At 56.8% G+C, this 25,131-nt stretch carries 24 protein-coding genes; 10 read left to right on the top strand and 14 right to left on the bottom strand.

Annotated elements, in window-relative coordinates; all coding sequences use genetic code 11:
- Nucleotides 1-84 precede the first annotated feature (84 nt).
- Nucleotides 85-1,167, top strand: a complete 1,083-nt coding sequence (gene glpQ / locus FDP13_RS10730; protein WP_143839429.1) for a glycerophosphodiester phosphodiesterase — start codon at nt 85-87, stop codon at nt 1,165-1,167.
- Here glpQ and yigL read toward each other — a convergent pair.
- Nucleotides 1,158-1,955, bottom strand: coding sequence for a sugar/pyridoxal phosphate phosphatase YigL (gene yigL / locus FDP13_RS10735; RefSeq protein WP_033576400.1), 798 nt, complete (start codon nt 1,953-1,955; stop codon nt 1,158-1,160). The two genes, glpQ and yigL, sit on opposite strands and share 10 nt — an antisense overlap.
- 52 nt (nt 1,956-2,007) lie before the next feature.
- Complete coding sequence (gene pldB, locus FDP13_RS10740; protein WP_143839430.1) at nt 2,008-3,000, bottom strand: lysophospholipase L2; 993 nt, start codon at nt 2,998-3,000, stop codon at nt 2,008-2,010.
- 111 nt (nt 3,001-3,111) lie between these two features.
- Here pldB and rhtB point away from each other — a divergent pair, with 111 nt between their 5' ends.
- The gene (gene rhtB / locus FDP13_RS10745) at nt 3,112-3,732 is read left to right on the top strand and encodes a homoserine/homoserine lactone efflux protein (protein ID WP_012767978.1); all 621 of its coding nucleotides are present in this window, start codon (nt 3,112-3,114) and stop codon (nt 3,730-3,732) included.
- A gap of 89 nt (nt 3,733-3,821) precedes the next feature.
- On the opposite strand, the gene rhtC is transcribed toward rhtB, so the two are convergent.
- From rhtC to pldA, 3 genes are all read right to left on the bottom strand, one after another.
- Nucleotides 3,822-4,445: a threonine export protein RhtC gene (gene rhtC / locus FDP13_RS10750; protein ID WP_012767977.1), complete on the bottom strand. Its 624-nt coding sequence runs from the start codon at nt 4,443-4,445 to the stop codon at nt 3,822-3,824.
- Nucleotides 4,446-4,506: 61 nt separating this feature from the next.
- Nucleotides 4,507-6,351 carry an ATP-dependent DNA helicase RecQ gene (recQ, locus tag FDP13_RS10755; protein ID WP_033576424.1) on the bottom strand — a complete coding sequence of 615 codons (1,845 nt, stop codon included), beginning with the start codon at nt 6,349-6,351 and terminating at the stop codon, nt 4,507-4,509.
- A gap of 153 nt (nt 6,352-6,504) precedes the next feature.
- On the bottom strand, nt 6,505-7,374 hold the full coding sequence (pldA, locus tag FDP13_RS10760; RefSeq protein ID WP_029729798.1) for a phospholipase A: 870 nt from the start codon (nt 7,372-7,374) through the stop codon (nt 6,505-6,507).
- Between the two features lie 244 nt (nt 7,375-7,618).
- On the opposite strand from pldA, the gene FDP13_RS10765 reads away from it, so the two are divergent.
- On the top strand, nt 7,619-8,089 hold the full coding sequence (locus tag FDP13_RS10765; protein ID WP_012767974.1) for a thioesterase family protein: 471 nt from the start codon (nt 7,619-7,621) through the stop codon (nt 8,087-8,089).
- 101 nt (nt 8,090-8,190) lie between these two features.
- Nucleotides 8,191-9,111: an EamA family transporter RarD gene (rarD, locus tag FDP13_RS10770; protein ID WP_012767973.1), complete on the top strand. Its 921-nt coding sequence runs from the start codon at nt 8,191-8,193 to the stop codon at nt 9,109-9,111.
- Here rarD and FDP13_RS10775 read toward each other — a convergent pair.
- The 8 genes from FDP13_RS10775 to FDP13_RS10810 form a co-directional block, all read right to left on the bottom strand.
- Nucleotides 9,070-10,128, bottom strand: a complete 1,059-nt coding sequence (locus FDP13_RS10775) for an AbrB family transcriptional regulator (protein WP_012767972.1) — start codon at nt 10,126-10,128, stop codon at nt 9,070-9,072. The two genes, rarD and FDP13_RS10775, sit on opposite strands and share 42 nt — an antisense overlap.
- A 175-nt stretch (nt 10,129-10,303) precedes the next feature.
- The gene (gene corA / locus FDP13_RS10780) at nt 10,304-11,254 is read right to left on the bottom strand and encodes a magnesium/cobalt transporter CorA (RefSeq protein WP_012767971.1); all 951 of its coding nucleotides are present in this window, start codon (nt 11,252-11,254) and stop codon (nt 10,304-10,306) included.
- A gap of 383 nt (nt 11,255-11,637) precedes the next feature.
- Entirely contained in the window at nt 11,638-13,800 is a 2,163-nt protein-coding gene (gene uvrD / locus FDP13_RS10785; RefSeq protein ID WP_012767970.1) for a DNA helicase II, read from the bottom strand.
- Nucleotides 13,801-13,886: 86 nt separating this feature from the next.
- Nucleotides 13,887-14,603, bottom strand: coding sequence for a 5-amino-6-(5-phospho-D-ribitylamino)uracil phosphatase YigB (yigB, locus tag FDP13_RS10790; RefSeq protein WP_143839431.1), 717 nt, complete (start codon nt 14,601-14,603; stop codon nt 13,887-13,889).
- The gene (xerC, locus tag FDP13_RS10795; protein ID WP_012767968.1) at nt 14,603-15,511 is read right to left on the bottom strand and encodes a tyrosine recombinase XerC; all 909 of its coding nucleotides are present in this window, start codon (nt 15,509-15,511) and stop codon (nt 14,603-14,605) included. The genes yigB and xerC overlap by 1 nt, the downstream gene beginning before the upstream one ends.
- Nucleotides 15,508-16,209, bottom strand: coding sequence for a DUF484 domain-containing protein (locus tag FDP13_RS10800; protein WP_012767967.1), 702 nt, complete (start codon nt 16,207-16,209; stop codon nt 15,508-15,510). Before FDP13_RS10800 ends, xerC begins: the two co-directional genes overlap by 4 nt.
- Entirely contained in the window at nt 16,206-17,030 is an 825-nt protein-coding gene (gene dapF / locus FDP13_RS10805; protein WP_012767966.1) for a diaminopimelate epimerase, read from the bottom strand. The genes FDP13_RS10800 and dapF overlap by 4 nt, the downstream gene beginning before the upstream one ends.
- An 88-nt stretch (nt 17,031-17,118) precedes the next feature.
- Nucleotides 17,119-17,283: a lipoprotein gene (locus FDP13_RS10810; protein ID WP_193745562.1), complete on the bottom strand. Its 165-nt coding sequence runs from the start codon at nt 17,281-17,283 to the stop codon at nt 17,119-17,121.
- Between the two features lie 77 nt (nt 17,284-17,360).
- Here FDP13_RS10810 and cyaY point away from each other — a divergent pair, with 77 nt between their 5' ends.
- Nucleotides 17,361-17,681, top strand: a complete 321-nt coding sequence (gene cyaY / locus FDP13_RS10815; protein ID WP_143839432.1) for an iron donor protein CyaY — start codon at nt 17,361-17,363, stop codon at nt 17,679-17,681.
- A 57-nt stretch (nt 17,682-17,738) separates the two neighbouring features.
- On the opposite strand, the gene FDP13_RS10820 is transcribed toward cyaY, so the two are convergent.
- On the bottom strand, nt 17,739-20,297 hold the full coding sequence (locus FDP13_RS10820) for a class I adenylate cyclase (RefSeq protein WP_033576403.1): 2,559 nt from the start codon (nt 20,295-20,297) through the stop codon (nt 17,739-17,741).
- Nucleotides 20,298-20,624: 327 nt separating this feature from the next.
- Between FDP13_RS10820 and hemC the strand changes: the two genes are divergently transcribed.
- From hemC to FDP13_RS21925, 5 genes are all read left to right on the top strand, one after another.
- Nucleotides 20,625-21,563, top strand: coding sequence for a hydroxymethylbilane synthase (gene hemC, locus FDP13_RS10825; protein ID WP_027710655.1), 939 nt, complete (start codon nt 20,625-20,627; stop codon nt 21,561-21,563).
- The gene (gene hemD, locus FDP13_RS10830; protein WP_012767961.1) at nt 21,560-22,300 is read left to right on the top strand and encodes a uroporphyrinogen-III synthase; all 741 of its coding nucleotides are present in this window, start codon (nt 21,560-21,562) and stop codon (nt 22,298-22,300) included. Before hemC ends, hemD begins: the two co-directional genes overlap by 4 nt.
- Nucleotides 22,301-22,388: 88 nt before the next feature.
- The gene (gene hemX, locus FDP13_RS10835; protein ID WP_143839433.1) at nt 22,389-23,522 is read left to right on the top strand and encodes a uroporphyrinogen-III C-methyltransferase; all 1,134 of its coding nucleotides are present in this window, start codon (nt 22,389-22,391) and stop codon (nt 23,520-23,522) included.
- A 2-nt stretch (nt 23,523-23,524) separates the two neighbouring features.
- Nucleotides 23,525-24,721, top strand: a complete 1,197-nt coding sequence (hemY, locus tag FDP13_RS10840; RefSeq protein WP_143839434.1) for a protoheme IX biogenesis protein HemY — start codon at nt 23,525-23,527, stop codon at nt 24,719-24,721.
- A gap of 217 nt (nt 24,722-24,938) precedes the next feature.
- The gene (locus FDP13_RS21925) at nt 24,939-25,070 is read left to right on the top strand and encodes a hypothetical protein (protein ID WP_255582195.1); all 132 of its coding nucleotides are present in this window, start codon (nt 24,939-24,941) and stop codon (nt 25,068-25,070) included.
- The last annotated feature ends 61 nt before the right edge of the window (nt 25,071-25,131 follow it).

Raw genomic sequence — 25,131 nt, forward strand, 5'->3', positions numbered from 1 at the left:
TACCGGACTGGCGGGGAGTTCTGTTCGTTTTCATCATCACCACTCACACAGCTTTTCTTTCTCCCACTGAAAAAGGACGCTGACATGACTCCTCTGTTCAAACCATTATTGGCCGGTGCAGCGCTGGCGATGTCCCTTTGTGCGCTGGCGCAGACCGGCGAGAAAATCGTCATTGCCCACCGGGGCGCCAGCGGCTACCTGCCGGAGCATACTCTGCCGGCCAAAGCGATGGCGTATGCGCAAGGCGCAGACTATCTGGAACAAGATCTGGTGATGACCAAAGACGACGCGCTGGTGGTGTTGCACGATCACTACCTTGACCGTGTAACCGACGTCGCCAGCCGCTTTCCCGGCCGGGCGCGCGCCGACGGCCGTTACTACGCCATCGACTTTACGCTGGCGGAAATCCGTTCGCTTAACTTCACCGAAGGGTTTGACCTGAAAGACGGCAAGCCGGTACAGAGCTACCCGAACCGCTTCCCGATGGGCAAATCAGACTTTCGCGTTCACACCTTTCAGGATGAAATCGAATTCATTCAGGGGCTGAACCACTCAACCGGCAAAAACATCGGCATCTACCCCGAAATCAAGGCGCCGTGGTTCCATCGTCAGGAAGGCAAAGATATTTCCCGCGCGGTGCTGGAGGTGCTGAAACAGTACGGCTACCGCCAAAAAAGCGATCAGGTTTATCTGCAATGCTTTGACGCCAACGAGCTACAGCGCATCAAAACCGAACTGGAACCCGCGTTGGGGATGAGCCTGAAACTGGTGCAACTGATCGCCGAAACCCGTTGGCAGGAAACGCAACAGCAACAGCCGGACGGACGCTGGGTCAACTATGACTACGACTGGATGCTCAAACCGGGCGCGATGCAGAAAATCGCCCGCTACGCCGACGGCGTCGGCCCCGATTATCACATGCTGCTCAGCGGCGAAGCGGGCAACGTCGCCGTCAGCTCGCTGGTAAAAGAAGCGCACGCCAGCGGCATGGTGGTGCATCCTTACACCGTGCGCGCCGATCGGCTGCCGAAGTACGTCGGCGACGTCAACGCGCTTTATGCCTTGCTCTACCGGCGCGCCGATGTGGACGGCCTGTTCACGGATTTCCCCGACAAGGCCGTCGCGTTCCTGCATTCAACGCAGGACTCCCAGCCGTCTCAGAAATAAAGACGACGCAGGTATTTTGGCACCGCTTGTTCGATGTGGGTGCCAATCACCTCGTTGTTCGGCAGCATGTCTTTCAGTCGCTGGTGGGCATTGCTCATGATGCAGCCCTTGCCCGCCATCGACAGCATTTCATAGTCGTTCATGCCGTCGCCGAAGGCGATGCAATCTTTGATGGTGTGACCGAGGATTTTCGCCACCTGTTCCAGTGCGTGGCCTTTAGATACGCCGCCCGCCATCACTTCCAGACAGCTCAGGGTGGAGAAACTGACGTTCACCCGATCACCCCAGCGCGCGTTCAGCGCCTCTTCCAGCGGCAGCAGTTTGTCGTGATCCTCACAGGTGAAAAACACCTTGCCGACGCCGTCCGTACCCAGCGTTTCCGGGTCGAACAGTTTGTAGCGGAACACCGTCTCGGTAAAAAAGCGCTCTTCCTCGGGACGAGAGCGGCACAGAAACCACTCATCGTCGCGATAAACATGAGTCATGATTTCCGGATGGTGATAGACCATGCCATACAGCTCTTGGGCGATATCGCGGTCCAGATTGTGGCTGAAAATCAGCTCGCCGTCGGTGTTATGCACCCGTGCGCCGTTTGAGGTAATCATATAAGCGCTGATCGCCAGATTATCGCGAATCTGTGCCACATCCATATGGTGGCGACCGGTGGCAAACACAAAATGAATGCCCTGTTCCGTCATCAGGCGCAGGGTTTCTTTAGCATAGGGTGACAAGGTGTGATCAGGCGACAACAGTGTGCCGTCCAGATCGGAAGCAACAATCGGGTACATACGTTGAAATTCAACCTCCGCTGGTGCCGGGCGGTATGACCGCTCAGACGTATTAATGATAATCGTTGAAATGTTGCAAAATTCGCCCGAAGGCGTCGGCCCGCATCGCATCCTTTTCCGACAGAATATCGTGACGGGCACCGCGAACGACGTAAGGCCGGCCATCCGCACACGGGTGACCGGCTGCCGCCAGCGCCCGACAGAAGGCGTCCTGGCTGCGGTTATCCACCACCCGTTCTTCTTCCGCCTGCAACAGCAGCAACGGCGTCGTGATCGCCGCCGCCTGTGGCAACAGTTGCGTTTCCACCAGCAATGCTTCCCGCACCCAGTGATAAGTCGGGCCGCCGATACGCAAATCCGGGTCGTCGGCATAAAAACGCACATGGCGACGGTAGCGCGCATGGCTGTGGGTCAGCACATTGGCCATAAACGGCAGCGGACGCCACGGGCTGGTGCCGATGGCATAATAGTCTCGTATCGCCGGATGGCGCTCGGCCCAGTCCAGAATGCGCCAGGCCAGCCAGCGCGGCATCGGCAGCAGGATGCCGCACATCGGCGCGCACAGCGCCACCGCATCGAACGCCTGGGGCTGACGCGCCAGAAACTGCGCCAGAATCGCACCGCCCATTGAATGCGCCAGCGCGAACCGTTTTGCATAGCGCCCCGGCACCACCTGTTGCTGCCACAGCGTCGCCACATCGTCCACATAATCGCTAAAGCGCTTAACATGCCCGCGATAACGGTCTTTCAGCAACCGGCCGGAACGCCCCTGACCACGGTGGTCCATCATCAACACATCGTAACCGCACTGGAACAGGTCGTAGGCTACCTCGGCGTATTTCACGTAGCTGTCGGTACGGCCGGGCAATACCACCACCAGATGCTGGTGCAATGGCGAGGTAAAACGAACGAAACGGATAGGCACGTCATCCACGCCGATGAACATCCCTTCCTGACGCTGTCGCCAGAAATCCAGCAGCGGCCCGGTAACAAATGCGGCGTACTGCCATTCTCTGGTCAGCAGGCACTCCGGATAAGGATTCATCAGGCTCTCCCGAGGTCAATCATGCCGATCGGATTGATTTTTGTGAGCTATGGCACAAAGACAGGCATTGGCGTATTGTGGCATAAAAAACCGCAATCAGGGAGCGCAGCCATGACCCAGGACTGGTGGTTAACCTACCTTGTCACCACATTAATTTTGAGCCTGTCGCCCGGCTCCGGCGCCATCAACACCATGAGCACCAGCATCAGCCACGGTTACCGCGGCGCGGTAGCCTCCATCGCCGGGCTGCAACTGGGTTTGGTTATCCACATCGTGCTGGTAGGTATCGGCCTGGGGGCGTTGTTATCTCAGTCGGTGCTGGCGTTTGACATGCTGAAATGGTTCGGCGCCGCTTACCTGATCTGGTTGGGTATTCAACAATGGCGCAGCGCCGGCTCGCTGGACTTGCAGACGCTGGCTAACAGTATGCCGCGCCGTCGGCTGTTCAAACGGGCGATTCTGGTTAACCTGACCAACCCGAAAAGCATCGTGTTTCTGGCGGCGCTGTTTCCGCAGTTTATTATCCCGCATCAGCCCCAGGCAATGCAGTATCTGGTGCTGGGCGTCACTACCGTGGTCGTGGATGTGGTCGTGATGATTGGTTATGCCACGCTGGCGCGGCGCATCGCGCTGTGGCTGAAAGGCCCACGTCAGCTCAAACAACTGAATCGGACCTTCGGGTCGCTGTTCATGCTGGTCGGCGCACTGCTGGCGACGGCACGCAAAGCCTGAGCAACGGTTTCAGGCAAGATAAGCTAGGTTATTGGTTTGCAGACTCGTCGCCCGCACAGCGGCGGCGAGTCTGTTCCCGCCAGAGAAAATTAACGCGAAATAATCAGGTGGATACCAAAGCCGGTAAACAGCGCGCCCGCCAGACCATCCACCCATTTCGCCAGCCGTTGATAACCGCGACGCATCACCGGCAAGGCGAACACCAGCGCCACCAGACTGAACCACAGCAAGGTTTCCAGAGAAATCAGGGCGAACAGCCCCCAGCGCGCGGCGGCCCCCACGTCGTCACCGACAAACAGCGAGAACACGCTGCCGAAATAGATCAAGGCTTTAGGGTTAGACAGATTGGTCAGTAAACCGCGCATAAAGGTTTTACCCCGTTGCGGCAACGCCACCTCGACGGTTTCCTCTCCCTGATGGTCACGCTTACGCAACGCCGAGCGCAGCAACTGCCAGCCCATCCAGCACAGATACAAGCCGCCGCCGACGGTAACAATACGGTGCAGCCAGGCCATGCGCTCCAACAGCAGATGCAGCCCCATCAACGCGATGGCGGCCCATACCAGCACACCCAACGTGATCCCCAGCACTCCGGCCAGCGCTTCGCGGCGGGAACGACTAATCGCCGTTTGGGAAACAAAAAAGAAATCCGGACCCGGGCTCATCAGCGCAATCAAATGCACCAGCGCCACCGTGAGAAACAGCATCACCATGTTTATTCCTTTTTTTACGTGCCAGCAAAGGCGAAGACCCGGCTGGCAGACTGAGCACGCATCAGTCGTCGCCGTTATCCAGATGATCACGGATCAACGTCATAAAGGGAGCGCCAAATCGCTCCAGTTTCCGCTGGCCAACGCCATTGACCGCCAGCAGTTCACTGGCGGTGACCGGCAACAGTTCGGCCATTTCCAACAGCGTGGCATCGCTGAACACCACGTACGGCGGAATATTGTCTTCATCCGCTATAGATTTACGTAGTTTACGCAGCTTGGCAAACAGCTTGCGGTCGTAATTGCCGCCGTAGCTTTTCTGGCTGGCGCGCGGCTTGCTCAGGCTGATGACGCGCGGCACCGCCAGTTGCAGCGGCACTTCGCCGCGCAGCACCGGCCTCGCCGACTCGGTCAGTTGCAGCGCGGAGTGATGAGCGATGTTCTGCGCCAGCAGCCCGAGGTGGATCAATTGGCGCAAAATGCTGACCCACTGTTCCTGCGTTTTATCCTTACCCAGGCCGTACACCGGCAGTTTATCGTGACCGAATTCGCGGATGCGCTGATTATTAGCGCCGCGCAGTACTTCAGCGATATAGCCGATGCCGAATCGTTGCCCGACGCGGTAGACGCAGGACAACGCTTTCTGCGCGTCTACCAGTCCGTCGTAGCGCCGGGGCGGATCGAGACAGACATCGCAGTTGCCGCAGGCTTGCTGGCGGTTCTCACCGAAATAATTGAGCAGCACCAGACGGCGGCAGGTTTGCGCTTCGGCAAACGCCCCCATCGCATTCAGTTTGTGCCGTTCGATATCCAACTGCATACCGGCCGGCTTTTCTTCCAGACAACGCCGCAACCAGGCCATATCCGCCGGGTCGTAGAACAGCGCGGCCTCGGCGGGCAGGCCGTCTCGCCCGGCGCGGCCGGTTTCCTGATAGTAGGATTCGATATTACGCGGGATATCGAAATGCACCACGAAACGCACGTTAGGCTTGTTGATGCCCATGCCGAACGCCACGGTGGCGACCACCACCTGTAGGTCATCGCGTAAAAACGCTTCCTGCACCTGGGCGCGGCGGTCATTCTCCAGCCCGGCATGATAGGCACCGACGCTCAAACCACGATTCTGCAACCGGGCGCACAGGTCTTCCACCTTGGCCCGGCTGTTGCAATACACGATGCCGCTCTTGCCGCGCTGTCCTTGTATAAACAACCACAATTGATCGAGCGGTTTGAATTTTTCCACCAGCGTGTAACGGATATTCGGGCGGTCGAAACTGCTGATATTGGTAAGCGGGTCGCGCAAATCCAGCAGACGGGCGATATCCTGGCGGGTAGTTTCATCAGCAGTGGCGGTCAGCGCCACAATCGGCAGCGCGGGAAATTGCTGCTTAATCTGCCCCAGCGCGCGGTATTCCGGGCGAAAATCGTGTCCCCACTGGGAAATACAGTGTGCTTCATCAATGGCGATAAGCGCCGTATTCCAGTGCGCCAGTTGCTCGAGAAACCCATCGGTGGTGAGCCGTTCCGGCGCGATATACAGCAACTTCAGCTCACCGCGACGGCAGGCGCTGAACACCGCCTGTTGCTGCTCACGGCTCTGGGTGGAATTGAGACAAGCCGCCGCCACACCGTAAGCCTGTAGCTGATCGACCTGATCCTTCATCAGGGAAATCAGCGGCGATACCACCAGCGTCAGCCCATCCAGCACCAGCGCCGGGATCTGATAGCACAGCGATTTCCCCCCGCCGGTCGGCATGATTACCAGGCAGTCGCGTCCGCTGACGGCGGCATTGATAATAGCCTGCTGGCCAGGTCGAAATTGCTGGTAGCCGAAGGTTTCGCGCAGCACCTGCATCGCCAGCATCTCTTTACTCAATACGTCCGCATTCAATACGTCTGCCGTAGACACGCCTTCACCGTTATTCACTGCCCTGAAAAAGTTAGTTACTGCTTTTGAAAACACAAACAGGCGCTATTTTCAGCGCCGTTCGTCAAAACTGCAACGTCTGTTGCCGGGTTTTCTGCGGCAACATGCAATCACCCCGGCATCATAATGAAATGACTAAAACATATCATTGAGCGTCACGCCAATACCGTAGCGGGTTTGGCGGTGGTTGTAGTCAATCAACGACTCGCCGTAGCCGCTGAATACCTTGGTATAGAAACGAACATGATCGGTGATCGGATAACTCCACCCCAGCTCGCCGCCGCCGTAGCCGCTGTTCCAGTTATAACGGCCTTCGGCACTGAAAATGCTGTCTCCCCAGTGGTAGCCGACCCGTACCCGATAGTGCCCCATGTACCGGATGATATCCGGGTTATCATCTTCACTGTCGCTCAGGCGAACCCAGGGTTTCACCTCCACCTGCCAGTTACCGTTCTGCGCCATCAGGCGGGCATAGACCCGATTCCAACTGCGCGACGTCGGGTCGGCACGTCCGTTAGATTGATGATTGAACCCCAACTCCACGTCGCGCAACGTCCAGCCGGCAAAGCGGTAGTCGGTCGCCCAGCCAAGGAACAACTGCGGTTCGTAGTTGGTTTCACGAAACGGGGTCGATTCACTTTTGTTGGACATCTGCCACCAGGAACGCTGGGTATAAGACGCCCCCAACAACGAATTTTCTCCGGCAATACCGCGCCACAACGGGAAACCCAGGCTTATCTGAAAGTTCACTTCGTCTTTGCGGGCATGATCGGCCCAACTGTAGCTCTGGATCGCCTGTTTATTGATATTGCTGGTGTAGGTGTAAAGCAGGTAGTTACTTTCATAAGGGTAAAGCATGAACGGCGTATCATGCTTTTGCAGCAGCCCGGCGATAATACTGCCCGGTACGGCCGGCGCATCATGAATTTCCTGAACACGGGCTTCCTGCGCCTGCGCTGTCGCCGTCAGCATCAGCGCAAGCGCCATCCCACCTGATTTATACATGTGCGTCGTCTCCCAAAGGATCATGATAGTAATGTGGCTTGGATAACAAACTGAAATCACAGTGGACAGTGTACACAGCTCGCCCATTTTTCACAGTTTTCCAGTCCTTATCACGCCCCTCAGTAGCGGGAAACCATAACGGCGCCTAAAATAATAATTCATCAACCAAAAATAACAGTCCGTTAACCTAAAACAACATATAAATTAACCGCCTCACCCGGTCGGCGTGATTAAGGACTTACACATGCTTACTACACCGCTCACTCAGGACACGGTACGTCAGCGTGTCAGCGATATTTTCATTTATCAGATGCCGTTTAATCAGGAGCTGGGGCTCACACTGGAGACATTCTCGCCGGATGCGGTCACGCTGCATTTTCGCCACCAACACAAACTGGTTGGGAACGCATTGCAGCAGATTCTGCACGGCGGGGTGATCGCCGCCGGTCTGGATGTGGCGGCAGGGCTGGTCTGTGTGGGCAGTGCGCTGTTGCGTCACACCACGCTGAGCGAGCAGGAATTACAACACCGGCTATCACGCATGGGCACCATCGATCTGCGGGTGGATTATCTACGGCCGGGCCGCGGCGAACATTTTATTCTGACCAGCCAGCTATTACGCAGCGGCAATAAAATCGCCGTGGCGCGCGCTGAATTACACAATGAGAAACAGTCACATATCGCCAGTGCCATCGCCACTTACATCGTTGGCTGAACGTATCTGAAAGACGCGTCAATCGGCGTGTCGCAACAAGACACCCGCGTTGTGGTCCGGTACACTGGATTTTTCATCTGCGGGTTATTGGTTCCTTATCAATGAGTATGCCACAACACCGTCAGGGGTTTTTGTTCGCCCTCGGTGCCTATATCCTCTGGGGGATTGCCCCAATCTATTTCAAACAGCTTGGGCAGGTGCCGGCTGATGAAATTCTCAGCCACCGGATTATCTGGTCGTTTCTTTTTATGCTGTTGCTGCTGAGCCTGTGCCGTAAATGGGGCGTGGTGCGCAACGCCTGTCGGCGACCGCGCCAGTTATTGCTGCTGGCGATCACCGCCACCCTGGTGGCCTGCAACTGGCTGGTTTATATCTGGGCGGTCAACCATAACCATATGCTGGAAGCCAGTCTGGGCTATTTCATTAACCCGCTGGTCAGTGTGCTGCTGGGGATGATATTTCTTGGGGAACGCTTTCGCCCGACGCAATGGCTGGCGATGTTGCTGGCGGTGTGCGGCGTACTGGTGCAGTTGTGGACGCTCGGCTCACTGCCGGTAATTGCACTCACGTTGGCCTTCAGCTTCGGCATTTACGGTTTGCTGCGTAAAAAGATCGCCATCGACGGCCAGACCGGCATGTTGTTCGAAACCCTGTGGTTGCTGCCTGCGGCGCTGGTGTATCTGGAATGGCTGGCCGATTCGCCGACCAGTCATCTTAGCCAAAATCCGTTATCGCTCAATCTGCTGCTGATAGCGGCCGGCATCGTCACCACCGTGCCGCTGCTGCTGTTTACCGCCGCGGCCGTCCGCCTGCGCTTATCGACATTGGGCTTCTTTCAGTATCTGGCGCCGACGCTCACCTTCCTGTTGGCGGTGCTGGTCTACGGCGAAACCATCACGCCGGACCGACTGGTCACCTTTGCCTTCATCTGGCTGGCGCTCGGCGTATTCACGCTCGACGCGCTCTATATGCAGCGACGGTTACGCCGTGCCGGCCACAGCGTGACGCGAGATGTAACGTGACAAAATCGGGCTGAAAATCAGGGTAGAGAACAGGCGCATCGTCTGCATGGCGATAACGAACGCGATATCTACCCGGCTGCCGGCGGCGATAATCGCAATGGAGTCCAGCCCGCCGGGGCTGGTCGCCAGATACGCCGTCAGTATATCCACCGAGAGCAGATGCGTTAGCATCAGCGCCATCCCGCCGCACAGCACCATCAACGTGACGATCGACATCATCATTTTCGGCAGGGTGCGCAACGCCAGCAAAAATACCGGCCGGGTAAACGCCAGCCCAACGCTCCAGCCAATCAACGCATAGGCCAGCGCCAGCAACCACTCCGGCGTTTGCAATGCCAGCGTGCCGGTTGAATGCAACATAGCGCCGATGATCATCGGCCCCAGCAATTGTCCGGAAGGAATACGCAACCGCCGACCGATCCACGCGCCGCTAAACGCGACGGCCAGCGTGGCCGGGAAACGCCAGTCCAGCTCGGGGAACCAGACCAGCAAGGCGTTGTTGGCTTGCGCATCTTGCCCAAGACTGGCGCGAGCGACAAACGCCGCCGCCGCAGTCACCATCAGCACCCGCAAATACTGCATGAACGCCACCAGCCGGACATCGGCGCCGAAATCGCCCGCCATCGCCACCATGGCGGAGGCCCCTCCGGGAGAAGCCCCCCAGGTGCCGGTAGTACCCGGCAACTCGCTGTAGCGCATCAGCAACCAGCCGGATAACCCGCTGGCAACCAGCGTCGATAGCAAGATAAATAAAACCAGCGGCCACTCTTTCACCAACGGCGTCAGGATAGACAGGGAGAGACTTTGCGCCACCAGGCAACCCAGCACGGCGTTACTGGCGTAAAACAACGGGCGGGGAATGCGGATCGTCGCGCCATTCAGGCCCATGGTCACCCCTACCAACATCGGCCCCAGCAGCAGGGCTGCCGGCACATGGTAAATCTGTAGACCAAACCCCAACACCAACGAAACCGCCAGCAGCATGAACCATTGTGTCGACGCGGGAAACCTCTCCATGCACAGTACCTGTTACAACATCAAAGCAGAGAAGCAATTCTACCGCGGAAGCCCGTCAGGCGGACATCTATCGATGCTAAATCTGTCCGTTATCAAACATCGTCGGGGGTAAGAGGACGGGCAGAGACTCGTCAGTCTTATGAGCAACGAGTCATCCGTCAGAGAAAGGTCGGTATTACAGCCAGTTACGGCGCTTGAAGTACAGATACGGCGCCAGACCGGCCAGCAACATCAGCACCAGCGCGCCGGGATAGCCATACGCCCACTTCAGTTCCGGCATGAATTCGAAGTTCATACCATAGCTGGACGCAACCAGCGTCGGCGGCAGGAATACCACCGAGACCACCGAGAAGATTTTGATGATGCGGTTCTGCTCGATATTGATAAACCCCATCGCCGCCTGCATCAGGAAGTTAACCTTCTGAAACAGCGATTCGTTATGCGGCAACAGCGATTCGATATCGCGCAGGATCTCGCGCGCCTGTTCCAGTTGACCGCTCGGCAAACGGGCCCGACGCACCAGGAAGTTGAGCGCACGCTGGGTATCCATCAGGCACAAGCGCACTTTCCAGCCCACGTCCTCCAGCTCCGCCAGCGTCGACAGTGCATCGTCATACTCATCGCCCTGACGGCCATCCATGATCACCCGGCTCAGGGATTCCAGATCGCTGTAGATATTTTCGATTTCGTCCGCCAGCTGTTCAATCTTGGTTTCAAACAGGTCGAGCAACAGTTCGTAGGCATTGCCGTCTACCAGCGTCTGAGCGCGGGCGCGCATACGGTAGAGACGGAAAGCCGGCAGTTCGCGCTCACGCAACGTGTACAGACGGCCATCGCGGATGGTGAACGCCACCGTGGAGTTACCGGCATGGTCGTCCGCGTCTTCGAAAAAGAAAAAGGAGTGAATATGCAGCCCGTCTTCATCTTCGAAAAAACGGGCCGATGCCTCGATGTCTTCCAGTTCCGGTCGGGTCGCCAGGCTTTGTCCCAGCTGATTCTGCACGAATTCTCGCTCTTCGACGTCCGGTTCGACCAAATCCACCCATAGTGAAGTGGTCAGATCGTCGCTTTCATCCAGTTCCAGGCGAGTTAAACGGCAGTTATCGAGTTTGAATGCGCTCAGCATAGGCCATGCTCCCAAAATGTAACAAAGAGGGACAAAACGCGATTGAAACACAGAAACAGAGTGGGGAAACGTCACCATCAGGTTTCAGGCCGTGAGACGGTGCTGACTCGATGCGACAAAACGATATCGCTGATAACCTCTAAGGCTATCAGCGCGGGGAAGATAGCCTTAGAAGTTATACCTAATCAGTAGGTTATTGAGCCAGTATCGACTGGGTGTGTCCAAGGCGTGGGTCCTCCGGGAATAATGATGCGCGCATGTTACGCCGAGATGAAAAAGGCTGTCAACAGACAAACAGATGATTAGTCTGTGTCCAACCGTAACATCCGATGAGCGTCGGCGGAACGATGCATCATGGCGATACATCGCAGGACAAACGCAGACTAGACCGCCTCCAGACGGGCGTAAGCCGCCACCAGCCATTTGATACCCTGACCGGCAAACGCCACCTGAATACGGCAGTGTTCGCCGCTGCCTTCCACGTTAACGATAGTACCTTCGCCGAACTTGGCGTGGCGCACCCGTTGCCCCAGCTTATACCCGGTGTCGCTCTGGCTGACCGGCGTTCCCAATCGCTGATGATTGACCGGGCGCGAGACGCTGGCGCGCAACCTCACCTCTTCCACACATTCGACCGGCAGTTCGCCGATGAAGCGTGACGGACGGTGGTAAGCCTCTTTACCGTATAACCGGCGGCTTTCGGCGTAAGTCAGCGTCAGTTTCTGCATCGCCCGCGTCACGCCGACATAAGCCAGCCGACGCTCCTCTTCCAGACGGCCGCCTTCATCCAACGACATCTGGCTGGGGAACATCCCCTCTTCCATACCGACGACGAACACCTGCGGGAACTCCAGCCCTTTGGCGGAGTGCAGCGTCATCAGTTGCACCGCGTCCTGATAGGCGTCCGCTTGCCCTTCGCCGGCTTCCAGCGCGGCGTGAGACAAAAACGCCTGCAACGGCAGCAAATCCTGATCTTCATCCTGATAGCTGAACTGGCGGGTCGCCGTCACCAGCTCCTCCAGGTTTTCCACCCGAGTCTGGCCCTTTTCACCTTTCTCCTGCTCGTACATGCTCCACAACCCGGAATCACGAATCACCCGGTCGGTTTGCACATGCAGCGGTAAATCGGCGGTGTCGCTGGCGAGCGCATCCACCAGTTCCAGAAAGCGCTGTAATGCCGCGGCGGCGCGCCCGGCCAATACTTTTTCCTGCAACAACGCGCGCGTCGCCTGCCATAACGTCAACTGGCGGTCGCGGGCCGTCTGGCGTACCACGTCCAGGGTGCGATCGCCGATGCCGCGCGTCGGGGTATTCACCACACGCTCAAAGGCCGCATCGTCGTTGCGGTTGGTCAGCAAACGCAGATAAGACAGCGCGTCCTTGATTTCCTGCCGTTCGAAGAAGCGCATACCGCCATAAATCCGATACGGCAGGCTTTGCTGCAACAACGCCTCTTCCAGTACGCGCGACTGGGCGTTACTGCGATAGAGAATGGCGCATTCGCTGAGCGCTCCGCCCGCTTCCTGCCACACCTTGATGCGGTTGACCACAAACCGCGCTTCGTCCAGTTCGTTAAACGCGCAGTAGAGCGAAATCGGCTCGCCCTCAATGCCGTCGGTCCACAGGTTTTTACCCAGTCGATCGCCGTTGTGGGCAATCAACGCGTTGGCGGCATTGAGAATATTGGCGGTGGAACGGTAATTTTGCTCCAGACGGATGGTCGTCACGTCATTGAAATCGCGCAGGAAGTGCTGAATATTCTCCACCTGCGCTCCACGCCAGCCGTAGATCGACTGGTCGTCGTCGCCGACGATCATCACTTTGGCGCTGTCGCCGGCCAACAAGCGAATCCAGGCATACTGAATACGGTTGGTATCCTGAAACTCATCCACCAGAATGTTGTTAAAACGGTCGCGATAATGCTGGAGAATATGCGGTTTGTTGAGCCACAGCTCATGAGCGCGCAGCAGCAGTTCGGCAAAATCCACCAACCCGGCGCGATCGCACGCTTCCTGATAAGCCTGATAGATGCGCAGCCAGGTCTGTTCCACCGGGTTGCCGTAGCTGTCGATGTGCTGTGGCCGTAGCCCTTCGTCTTTCTTGCCGTTGATGTACCACATCGCCTGACGGGGCGGCCACTGTTTCTCATCCAGATTCAGCGCCTTAATCAGGCGCTTGAGCAACCGCAATTGATCTTCGCTGTCCAGAATCTGGAAATCCTGCGGTAAACCGGCATCCAGATGGTGCGCACGCAGCAGACGGTGCGCCAGCCCGTGGAAGGTGCCGATCCACATCCCGCCCTGACTGGTGCCGAGTAGCTGATCGATACGGTGGCGCATTTCCGCCGCCGCTTTGTTGGTAAAAGTCACCGCCATGATCGAATACGGCGAGCAGTTTTCCACCGTCAGCAACCAGGCGATACGGTGCACCAGAACGCGGGTTTTGCCGCTGCCTGCGCCAGCCAGTACCAGCATATTGCTGCGCGCCGCCGCCACGGCGTCACGCTGTTTATCATTCAGACTGTCGAGCAGGTCAGAAACGTCCATAGGCGTCGGTTATCCGTCAAAAGGGAACCCAGCCTCCGGATCGGAGACAAATTCCACTGATCATATATACAGTAAAAGTAGCAGGATTATAGCAACGTGGTTAGCGATGCCAAACTGAAAATTTCCACATGCGGCAGCAGTCGGGAATCGTGAATCTGCATCAGGTTGCCGTCATGCAGGTTAATCCAGCAGGATTGTACGCCGCTGCGGATAGCTCCTGCCACGTCGGTGGTCAGATCATCCCCCACATGCAGCAGGTTATGCAACGGTAAATTCAGCCGCTCGGCGGCGAGCTGGTACATATCATGGGACGGTTTGGAGCGGCCATCCGGGCCGGCGCGCAGAATAAACTGAAAATAATCGCCAAGACCGCAAGCATGGGGATCGGCATTACCGTTGGTGATCGCCACCAGCGGCCAGCGTTGCCCTAAAGCACGTAATGTGTCGTGGGTTTCCTGCGGCACCATGATGTCGCTGCGCCAGCGGGCAAACTCCGCCATCACCGCATCTGCGCCTGCCGCCGCTTCATTGGGAGACAAACCCACCCGGGTCATCGCCAGATGTACCGAACGCCAGCGCCAGTGTGTGACATCGTGATAAATCTCCGGCTCCTGCGCCAACAGTTCCTGCCGTAACTGCCGCAAGCCTTCGCTGGTGAACGCCTGTAAACCAGGATGATAGTGCTGCAAGAACCGCAACGACTCCTGCTCCGTACGCCGGATAACCTCATAGTTGTCGTACAGGGTATCGTCCAAATCGAAGGTGATGGCCTCAATCCGGCCAAGCGGGCGATAAAAATACATCAGGATTTACCTCGTTTGGCGCGTGGGTGCGCGGCATCGTACACCGATGCCAGATGTTGAAAGTCCAGATGGGTATAGATCTGGGTGGTGGAGAGGTTAGCATGGCCCAACAACTCCTGCACGGCGCGCAAATCGCCGCTGGACTCCAGCATGTGCGTAGCAAACGAATGCCGCAACTTATGCGGATTTACGTGACTGTTCACGCCTTGTTTGACGCCCCATTCGGCAAAACGCTTTTGCACGTTACGCATTGAAATGCGCTTGCCAAGACTGGAGATAAACACGGCATCATCCTCTGGCGCATAAATCTCGCGAATCGCCAGCCAATGCGTCAGCCAGGTCACCGCCGTCGCACCGACAGGCAGCCTGCGCTCTTTACTGCCTTTCCCCATCACCCACACTTCGCCGCTTTCCAGATTGATGTGCCCGCAGTCCAACCCGACCAGCTCCGCCAGACGCAGCCCGGCACCGTACATCACCTCCAGCATGGCGCGATCGCGTACTGCCAGCGGATCGTTAAGATCGATCTCCAGCAGGCGGTTCATTTCATCCACATCCATATTCTTTGGCAGATGCCGCCCCGCTTTCGGTGCAGGCACGCCGCGGGCAGGATTGGCCTTGAGTTCGCCACGGCCGACCAACCAGTCGAGCAAACTGCGTAACGCCGACAGACGCTGCGCCAGACTGGCGGCGTTCAGCCCATCACGCTTACTGCGCGCGACCACCGCCCGCACGCCGGCCGCATCCAGCGCCTGCCACTCAGCAATGCCGGATGACGACAGCATCTCGATAATAACCTGTAACTGATGGGCGTAGCTGCGTTGCGTCAATGGGCTCAGTTGCCGTTCAACCCGCAGATAACGCAAAAAGGCTTCGGCCGGCGCCGACAGGGGGGAATCGGGGTTCATAGGCGTTCAATCCATCGCTCCAGCAATACCGGCACGACCGTCGCCAGATGTTGCAGCAGTTCGGTGCCCATGCCGTCCTGATAATGGTGGCTATCGCGGCTGCTGAAAATCAACAGCCCCAAATCGCCGTGTTTTCCCATCAGCGATAGCGCCACCGAACCGACATGACGCGCCTGAGGCAGCAGCAGCAGCAGCTCCGGGCCGTTTAGCGTGCCAAGATAATGCTGTCGTTCGCCCAGCCGCTGAATACGCAACGGCTCGAACAGCGTCCGGTTGAGCGACAGATGGGTGAAATCGGAAGGCGCACCGATACGCCAGCGGTCGGTAAACAGGCGGATGGCCGCCCCCGCCAATCCCAGTTCACGCGCCCAACGGTGCAGCCGGTCGAGCAGGTCCTGCAACGAATCGGCGGTGGAAAGCGCCATCTGCAACTGCAGCAGTTGACTGAACAGTTCTTCGTTGCGAGTCGCCTGTTCCATCAGCAAGGCGATTTCTTCTTCAAGAAACTGGATGCGGTTACGCTGGCGGGCGAGCTGCCACTCCACCAGCGACACGCTGCCACGCACCGGATGAGGGATATGCAAAGTCTCAACCTGGCGGGCATGGCGAATGAAAAAGTCAGGGTGCTGGCGCAGATGCTGCAACACCAGTTCGTCAGTCAGCGCCTGACGTTCAGCCTGCTCTTCCACATTTTTCATAGATGAATAAATCCATCATAAACATGGGTTGCCGGGCCGGTCATAAACAGCGGCTGGCCGGGGCCGTCCCAATGAATGTCCAGTTCGCCGCCCGGCAATTGCACTTTGACATCCGCCGCCAGCAACCCTTGCTGGATGCCGACCGCCACAGCAGCGCAAGCGCCGCTGCCACAGGCTTGCGTTTCACCCGCGCCACGTTCGAACACACGCAGCCGGATAAGATGGGGATTGACCACCTGCATAAAGCCGACGTTGGCGCGCTCCGGGAAGCGCTCATGGTTTTCCAGCAACGGCCCTAATTCTTCCACCGACGCGCTATCGACATTTTCCACTTGAAGCACGCAGTGCGGGTTACCCATCGACACCACGCCGCACAATACCGTGCGTTCAGCGGCACGCAGAATATAGGTTTTTTCCGGCTTCACGGCGCGAAACGGCACCTGCTGAGGCTCAAAATTGGGCTCGCCCATATTGACCCGCACCAGTTCATCTTCCGTTACCGACAGCACCATGCGGCCGTTATGCGTACTGACGTTAATTTCACGCTTGCTGGTCAACCCTTTCAGGCGGACAAAACGCGCAAAGCAGCGCGCACCATTGCCACACTGCGCCACTTCGCTGCCGTCGGCATTGAAGATCCGGTAGTGAAAATCCAGTTCGGGATCGTAAGGCGGTTCGACGATCAACAGTTGATCAAACCCCACCCCACAATGCCGATCCGACAAGCGGCGGATCAGTTCCGGTGAAAAATAGACATTCTGCGTCACGGCATCGACAACCATGAAATCATTGCCCAGACCGTGCATTTTAGAGAACTGCATTTCCTGACCCCGCTGCGTTAAACGGGCGCGCCAGTGATTCTGTCGCAGCCCGCGAGATTACCCTCAATCATCCTACGTACCACGGCGGCTACTGCCGTGCGGATGATGCTTGCGGAGCCTGGGTGTTTTGCTGCTGCGTTTTTTTAGCCGGAACCGGCTGCTCTGGCGGAAAATAGAGCGGGCCTTTTAAACCACAACCAGCCAGCGACAGCACCAGTAGTGCCAGTGCGCCCTGACGAAAAAGAGTTTTCATTTCGTTAAAACCTGTCATTCGGATACCTATGCTCTCTATAATCGCAGGTGGATCATGAAAATCAATAGGAATCGAATATGAACGATAGCGAGTTTCATCAATTAGCCGACACGCTGATGCTAAAGATAGAAGAAACGCTGGATCAGTTTGATGGCGATGCGGATATCGATTACGAAACCAACGGCGGCGTGATGACGCTGAGTTTTGAAAACAGCAGCAAGATCGTAATCAATCGGCAGGAACCGATGCATCAGGTCTGGCTGGCGGCCAAAAGCGGCGGCTACCACTTCGACTATCAGAACAACCGCTGGATTTGCGACCGAAGCGGCAGTGATTTCATGACCCTGCTGGCGCAGGCTTGCTCGGAACAAAGTGGCGAAGAGATTCATTTCGACTAAAACAGATTGGGGCGCGTTCGCCCCAACTGTCATGCATCCCGGATTGCCCGCCCTGAATCAGAGCATCTGCAAACGTTGGCTCAATACCAGATTCGGCTTGTCCTCAGACGAGGGGGTGACGCACAGATGAGACAGCGCGCTGCTGCGAAACGGGATCACCTGCGTGCGGCCGTCCAATTGAACGATCTGATAGAACTGCGGCAGGTTGAAATTGATAAAGCTGGAACCGTAGGTAAAGCGATCATGCGATGAGGAGTAGAAACGGCTGACATCGCGCACCAACTCTTCTTTGCTGCCTTCGCAGTGGTGATAAACTTCCACCCGGTTCGATTCATCCAGAATATAGATATTGAAACCCTGATTATCCGGCTGATCTTCAAAGAAGAACTGGATTATACCTTCGCTCGCGACGCCATCCACCACCGGCGGCAGGTGAATATGGTTGGTTTCCACCTGAACCGGCAGCCCTTGCAACTTGTTATTGGAAATCGCGCCGTAGAACTCCACCGCATTTTCCAGTTTCTGCGCCGAGACGCTCAAACGCTCGAAGAACAATCCCCAGGTTTCACCCGCGACCTTCACTGCCTTAAAGCGGCTGGGCTCATGACGGGTACTGGACAGACGCAACTCAATGCATTCAGACACCAATTGCTGCACACGGGTCCGGATCAAACCGCGCAAATGCTGGCTATAACAGAACACTTCCAGCGACTCCGGCAAGGCGGCGTCCTGATGCATTTTGCCAAGAATGGTTTTCAGCGCTTCCAACATCGCCTGCTCGCCGCTGAAATGCAGAGTACGCACCTCATTCCACGAATTGCGGTACAGCAAATCAATACTGCCGACCAGACATTGCTGTTGCTGGCCGAAGCTAAAGACATCCAACTGGCGGAAATCAAAATGCACCACCTGATTGCGGAATGCCGCCGTCGGGTCATGCTCCAGATTAACGATAATCGCCAGATGGCGAATCTCACACGGGCTGTACAACGCTTTCGGCGTAGGTGCCGCGACACGTAGCGGGAAATGGCTGGACACATCCGACACCAGTTCCTGCAACCGGGTGATATCGCACAGCTCATGGCCTTTGATATGCAAACGGGTGGCAGAGGTCAGCAGGCCATTAAAATACGCCCAAGCCACCAGCTTGTTGAGATAGCGGTTATATTCCAGCGGCTGATGACTGACGATGGCGTCCATCGACGGCGCCTGATTGTACAGATACCAGCCGGAACGATTAGCACGCCCCGCCGGCACATAAATAAAGGTCAGATTCGGTTCCGACAAGTCGGGGGAAATCTGCGGGTTTACCAGCGTCACCTTGCCCGGCAACGCCTCGAAGGCGGCATACAGTTTACGGGTCAGTACCCCGATATCCTGTGGACTGGCGCTAACGCTCAGATTATTGCGGCGGGCAAAGCGGATCAGGTTGCGATAGCTTTGCATCATCGCATCCAGCAGCTCGTTGTGCGCCTCGCGCACCTGCCCGATTTTCCAGTTGGCGCGGTTATCCAGCATCACCAGCCGTTCGTCGCTCCATCCCCAGGACTGTACCAACTGCGTCAGGATCTGGCGGCGCCAGGCGGTACAGGCCCGCTCGCGGGAGAGCTTTTCACAAACTTTGAGGTAGAAACAGCGACGCACCAGATCCAGTCGGGTCGGGTCATTAATCGCATTCAGATATTGGGTGACGCGCTCCAACATCATGCAGTAGGGATCCAACCCGAACGAGACAATTTCGCCGTTGTGCAAACGCGTTTTGATCTCGCTCGACAACAACCGGGTATTAGGATATTCCCAGGAGTAGGCTTCCAGCAGCAGGGTTTTCAGCACCGCTTTATAAGGGGAGTCAATGCTCTTATACAACTGCCACAAGCTGGCGCCAAAGTATTCTTCCGCCGACAGCGCGCTCAGCCCGCCCAAATCCAGCCATTCATTCGGCGCCAATGCGCCGCGGGCATACAGAGAAAGCACGAATTCATCATAGTGCTCTTCTTCTTCCACCGGCACCATATTCCATAAAATGCGCTTGCCTGCCATACGCACCGCGGTACGGTAAAACTCGTCCAGCAACAGGATATGCTGGGTGGAGCCGCAGTCTTCACCACCGAGGCTGCCGCTCTCGTTATGGCGGAAGCGGTTTTCATCCATCAGGAAAAAGCTGACGTCGACGCCCTGGCCGGCCGCCCATTTTTCCAACAGCGAGCATTTTTGCTGTAGACGCTGGCGCTCTTCGCTATCCAGCCAGGATTGGTGGCACACCCAAATGTCGAGATCGGAACTGCAACTCTGACCGATGGACGAGGTGCTGCCCATAGAATAGACGCCGGTGATCGGCAATTCGCCTTTGCGATCCGGCACAGACAACTCGCCCCAGCGCAATTCCACGCTATCGAGGTAGTGTTGCTGTTTTTCATCCGCGGAGAAAAGACAAATGCCGTGCGGAACCTTACCTTCAAGATAGCCAGGCATCAGCGGATGATGATGATGTAATAAAACTGGCAAAAGACTGTAAACCTGCTGAAAAGCGGGTTTCATTGCTTCCAGAGCACGATCCACACGCAATTGGTTGATCGCATCCAGTCTTTGCTTCAGTGTCTCGATGTAGAAGTACAAGACGTTTCGCCTGCTTATCCCAGTGCCTATAAAGAAGCCGTTGTTTTCCAGCCTGCCCAAGATAGATATTGGAAGAATGGCGAGCAGTTTATTGCTGGAAACGTGATCAATTTAACACCTTGCCGAAAGGGCGTAAAGAAACTAAAGAAAGTCGGATTTGTTTATTGATGCTTCAGCGTTGAACATATTATCGCCGCTTTTGCGACTTCCGGCTATCCCTGAACAAGGTTTTGTCGTCTCACGCGCCCATCACCACCACGGCCGGGCAACTGACACCGGCTCGCCTTCAATGGTACGATGGACAAAAAGGATCAATACGGTACGAGCATGGTAGACACTATTCTAAGAATCGCCACCCGACAGAGCCCGCTGGCATTATGGCAGGCTCACTTTGTGAAGCAGCGTCTGGAGGACTGCCACCCCGGTTTACAGGTTGAACTGGTGCCAATGGTCACCCGCGGCGATGTATTGCTGGATACACCGCTGGCCAAAGTCGGTGGAAAAGGATTGTTCGTCAAAGAGTTAGAGCTGGCGCTACTGGAAAACCGTGCCGATATCGCGGTGCATTCCATGAAAGATGTACCGGTCGAATTTCCTGAGGGGCTGGGGCTGGTCACCATCTGTGAGCGTGACGATCCGCGCGACGCCTTTGTCTCCAACCACTACGCTACGCTTGACGATCTGCCGGAAGGCGCTTGCGTAGGGACTTCCAGCTTGCGTCGCCAATGCCAGTTGCGCGCCTACCGGCCGGACCTGGTCGTGCGTGATCTGCGCGGTAACGTCGGCACCCGCTTATCCAAACTGGATAACGGCGACTACGACGCAATTATTCTGGCGGTTGCGGGGCTAAAACGCCTCGGTCTGGCACATCGTATCCGTACCGCGCTCAGCCCGGAACAATCGTTGCCGGCGGTCGGTCAGGGCGCGGTTGGCGTGGAGTGCCGGCTGGATGACGCCCGTACCCGCGCACTGCTGGCACCGCTCAATCATGAGGATACCGCAACGCGGGTGCTGGCCGAGCGGGCGATGAATACCCGGCTCGAAGGCGGTTGCCAGGTTCCTATCGGCAGTTACGCCGAACTGCAGGATGAGACGTTATATCTGCGGGCGCTGGTGGGCGCACCGGACGGCAGCCGCATTATTTATGCCGAACGCCGCGGCTCGCGTCAGGATGCCGAAACACTTGGCATCGCCCTGGCGGACGAACTACTAGAACGCGGCGCGCGTGATATTCTGCAATCGGTTTACGGAGGAGCCTCGTCATGACGATTCTGGTTACCCGTCCCTCTCCTGCGGGTGAGCAGCTGGTAGCCCGTCTCAGAATGGCAGGCCTGCCGGCCTACCACAGTCCGTTAATCGAATTTTCTCCGGGCGACGAATTGCCGCAATTGCCTGCCATGTTACAGGCGCTACGCCCCGGCGATTTAGTCTTCGCCTTATCGCAACAAGTCGTGGAATATGCCGATCCGGCGCTGTCACGCGCTGGAATGCGCTGGCCGGAGTCACTCACCTACTTTGCGGTAGGCCGCTCTACCGGGCTGGCTTTGCATACCGTCAGCGGTTTGCCGGTACACTACCCGCCGGAACGCGCAACCAGCGAAACATTATTGCAATCCCCGGAGTTACAACAGGTAACGGGTAAGCAGGCGTTGCTGCTGCGCGGTAATGGCGGGCGGGAACTGCTCGGCGAAACCTTGCAGCAACGCGGCGCGCAGGTGCGCTACTGCGAATGTTATCAGCGTAACCCGGTGGTCTACGACGGCGCGGAACAATGTCAGCGCTGGCAACGCCTCGGTATCGATACGCTGGTGATCACCAGCGGAGAAATGCTGCAACAGTTCTATACTTTGGTGCCTGATTATTATCGCACGACCTGGCTGACGGGTTGCCGGGTCGTGGTGGTTAGCGAACGCCTGGCCGGTGTGGCCCGCGAGTTAGGCTGGCGCGATATTTTGATCGCCGATAACGCGGACAACGATGCGCTGATGCGCGCGCTACAGTGATGTTGCTCATGCGGTTACGCGGCTTCGTTATGCGACGAAACCAGACCCTGGATTACTTACCATTACCCTGATCATAGGATGTACTCATATGACGGAACACATTACCTCCTCAACGCCTTCCGAAGAGGTGGTTGAACGAGCTGAATCCTCCTCACCGCAAAAACAGCCGCCTGTTTCCAAAGCGCCGCGACACGGTCTGGTCGTGGGCGCCATCGCTATCGTGGTTTCGCTGGCGCTGAGCGGCGGCGTGTATTATTACGCCCACCAGCAAATGGCCCGCCAGAATGCCGCGCTAAACCAATTACAGGAACAACTCGCGGCATTGCAAAAACAACAATCACAAGCGCAACAGCAATGGCAGCAAACGCTGGATCAGCAGGCTAAAACCTTGAGTGCCGACGGGCAACGTCTGGCCGCCTTGACTCGGCAGGCTGGGGAAATGCAGGAAAAACTGGCAACCCTCGCCAACAGCGACTCAAAAACCTGGTTGCTGGCGCAAGCTGATTTTCTGGTGAAACAGGCAGGTCGAAAATTATGGAGTGACAAAGACGTCACCACCGCCGGTGCCTTGCTCAAAAGCGCCGACGCCAGCCTGGCCGACATGAATGACCCGAGCCTCCTCGACGTACGACGAGCCATCACCCACGACATCGGTATGTTGGCGGGTGTCAGCCAGGTGGATTTCGACGGCATCATCCTGAAAGTGAACCAACTGGCCGATCAGGTGGACAGCCTGCGTCTGGCGGATACCGATACCGATGAAGCGCCGATGGAAGAAAACGACTCCACCTTGTCGGCCTCGGTGAGTGAATGGCGGCAAAATCTGAGCAAGAGCTGGCACAATTTCCTGTCGGATTTCATTACTATTCATCGCCGTGACGACAGCGCTGAACCGCTGCTGGCGCCGAATCAGGATGTGTATCTGCGTGAAAACATCCGCTCCCGCTTGTTGGTCGCGGCGCAAGCAGTGCCGCGCCATCAGAACGAGACCTACCGCCAGTCGTTGGAAACCGCCGCAACCTGGGTACGCGCCTACTTTGACGAAAGCGATCCAACCACCAAAGCGTTTTTGGATCAATTAGATACATTGAGCCAACAATCGGTGGCGATGGATGTACCGAGCGAACTACAAAGCCAGCCGTTACTGGATAAACTGATGCAAACCCGGGTTCGCAACCTGTTGGCGCAGCCATCCGCATCCGCCACACCACAGGAGGGCTGAGTATGCTGAAGGTACTTCTGTTATTTGTGGTACTGATCGCCGGTATTATCGTGGGCCCCATGCTGGCCGGTCATCAGGGTTACGTGTTGATCCAAACCGACAGTTACAACATTGAAACCAGCGTCACCGGGTTAGTGATCATGCTGGTACTGTTCATGCTGGCTTTTCTGGCGGTGGAATGGGTAGTGCGCCGGGTACTGCGTACCGGTGTACGTACTCGCGGCTGGTTCATTGGACGTAAACGCACCCGGGCGCGTCAACAGACTAAAGCCGCATTGTTGAAACTGACCGAAGGCGACTATCTGCAGGTGGAAAAATTGCTGACCCGCAATGCCGATCATGCCGAGCAGCCGGTCGTGAACTATCTGCTGGCGGCGGAAGCGGCTCAGCAACGCGGCGACGAATTCCGTACCCGGCAATATCTGGAACGGGCAGCGGAAATCGCCGACAGCAACCAGTTACCGGTGGATATCACCCGCGTACGCATCCAACTGGCGCGTAACGAAGATCATGCCGCCCGCCACGGCGTAGATCGTTTACTGGAAGTGGCGCCGCGCCACCCGGAGGTGCTGCGTCTGGCGGAACAGGCGTTTCTGCGCACCCACGCCTACAGCGCGCTGCTAGATATTCTGCCGGCGATGCGCAAAACCCGGTTGCATGATGAGCCGAATCTGGACGAACTGCAGCAGCGAGCCACTATCGGCCTGATGGATCAAGCGATGGCGGAAGGCGGCAGCGAAGGGCTGAAGCAATGGTGGAAAAACCAACCGCGCAAAGCGCGTCAGGCGCTACCGATGCAGGTGGCGATGGCCGAGCGGCTGATCGTGTGTGATGACCACACGACGGCGCAAGACATCGTTGTCGATGGGCTAAAGCAGCAGTTTGACCATCGGCTGGTGCAGTTGATTCCCCGTCTGAATGCCGGCCAGCCTGAACCGCTGGAAAAACTGTTGCGCCAACGCCTGAAGCAGCACCATAACGATGCACTGTTACACAGCACGCTGGGGCAATTGCTGATGAAACATGGAGAGTGGCAACAAGCCAGCGATGCATTCTCCGCCGCGCTGGCGCTACGGCCGGATGCCTATGATTACGCCTGGTGCGCTGATGCCTTCGACCGGCTAAAGCGCCCCGAAGACGCCGCCCGTATGCGGCGTGACGGCTTGTTGTTGACGCTACAGGCACCCCAAGACGCCTGAACGACCCAAACCGGCGCCATCGCGCCGGTTCTCACATTTATTCCTCAGATAACGCCATGATTTCACTAAATAATGGCGAAAAAAAACGCTTGCCGACCAGCGACAAGCGTGCAATAAAGATCAGGTCTGAAAGACAACTTTAAGGTGCCCCACTCAACGTTGCGTTCAACCGCGATGAAACAACACTTCATCAATAACCGAACGCCAGGCACCGTAAATGGCTCTGCGTCATTCCCAGGTTTATGAAGCCGAAGCAAACATAGAAGGTGGAATGAGCATCTACCCCCGCAACAATGCATTAATAGTGCCAACTTTAAATAAAAATAAGATAAAAAATGTTATTTATTGATAAATAAAGAATTAATAATGATGTGACGTTGACTGCCGGTACATCCTATCTGCTGAAAAAC

The organism is Dickeya sp. ws52 (assembly GCF_007210685.1).
GTDB lineage: Bacteria > Pseudomonadota > Gammaproteobacteria > Enterobacterales > Enterobacteriaceae > Dickeya > Dickeya chrysanthemi.

Bases quoted from the DNA above. Each gene is read 5' to 3' on its own strand.
- FDP13_RS10765 (WP_012767974.1), top strand. From the start codon at position 7,619: ATGCTTACTACACCGCTCACTCAGGACACGGTACGTCAGCGTGTCAGC.
- pldB (WP_143839430.1), bottom strand. From the start codon at position 3,000: ATGAATCCTTATCCGGAGTGCCTGCTGACCAGAGAATGGCAGTACGCC.
- glpQ (WP_143839429.1), top strand. From the start codon at position 85: ATGACTCCTCTGTTCAAACCATTATTGGCCGGTGCAGCGCTGGCGATG.
- pldA (WP_029729798.1), bottom strand. From the start codon at position 7,374: ATGTATAAATCAGGTGGGATGGCGCTTGCGCTGATGCTGACGGCGACA.
- FDP13_RS10810 (WP_193745562.1), bottom strand. From the start codon at position 17,283: ATGAAAACTCTTTTTCGTCAGGGCGCACTGGCACTACTGGTGCTGTCG.
- xerC (WP_012767968.1), bottom strand. From the start codon at position 15,511: ATGAACCCCGATTCCCCCCTGTCGGCGCCGGCCGAAGCCTTTTTGCGT.
- corA (WP_012767971.1), bottom strand. From the start codon at position 11,254: ATGCTGAGCGCATTCAAACTCGATAACTGCCGTTTAACTCGCCTGGAA.
- rhtC (WP_012767977.1), bottom strand. From the start codon at position 4,445: ATGGTGATGCTGTTTCTCACGGTGGCGCTGGTGCATTTGATTGCGCTG.
- hemC (WP_027710655.1), top strand. From the start codon at position 20,625: ATGGTAGACACTATTCTAAGAATCGCCACCCGACAGAGCCCGCTGGCA.
- hemY (WP_143839434.1), top strand. From the start codon at position 23,525: ATGCTGAAGGTACTTCTGTTATTTGTGGTACTGATCGCCGGTATTATC.
- FDP13_RS21925 (WP_255582195.1), top strand. From the start codon at position 24,939: ATGGCTCTGCGTCATTCCCAGGTTTATGAAGCCGAAGCAAACATAGAA.
- cyaY (WP_143839432.1), top strand. From the start codon at position 17,361: ATGAACGATAGCGAGTTTCATCAATTAGCCGACACGCTGATGCTAAAG.
- hemX (WP_143839433.1), top strand. From the start codon at position 22,389: ATGACGGAACACATTACCTCCTCAACGCCTTCCGAAGAGGTGGTTGAA.
- yigL (WP_033576400.1), bottom strand. From the start codon at position 1,955: ATGTACCCGATTGTTGCTTCCGATCTGGACGGCACACTGTTGTCGCCT.
- hemD (WP_012767961.1), top strand. From the start codon at position 21,560: ATGACGATTCTGGTTACCCGTCCCTCTCCTGCGGGTGAGCAGCTGGTA.
- FDP13_RS10800 (WP_012767967.1), bottom strand. From the start codon at position 16,209: ATGAAAAATGTGGAAGAGCAGGCTGAACGTCAGGCGCTGACTGACGAA.
- rhtB (WP_012767978.1), top strand. From the start codon at position 3,112: ATGACCCAGGACTGGTGGTTAACCTACCTTGTCACCACATTAATTTTG.
- uvrD (WP_012767970.1), bottom strand. From the start codon at position 13,800: ATGGACGTTTCTGACCTGCTCGACAGTCTGAATGATAAACAGCGTGAC.
- dapF (WP_012767966.1), bottom strand. From the start codon at position 17,030: ATGCAGTTCTCTAAAATGCACGGTCTGGGCAATGATTTCATGGTTGTC.
- yigB (WP_143839431.1), bottom strand. From the start codon at position 14,603: ATGTATTTTTATCGCCCGCTTGGCCGGATTGAGGCCATCACCTTCGAT.
- rarD (WP_012767973.1), top strand. From the start codon at position 8,191: ATGAGTATGCCACAACACCGTCAGGGGTTTTTGTTCGCCCTCGGTGCC.
- FDP13_RS10775 (WP_012767972.1), bottom strand. From the start codon at position 10,128: ATGGAGAGGTTTCCCGCGTCGACACAATGGTTCATGCTGCTGGCGGTT.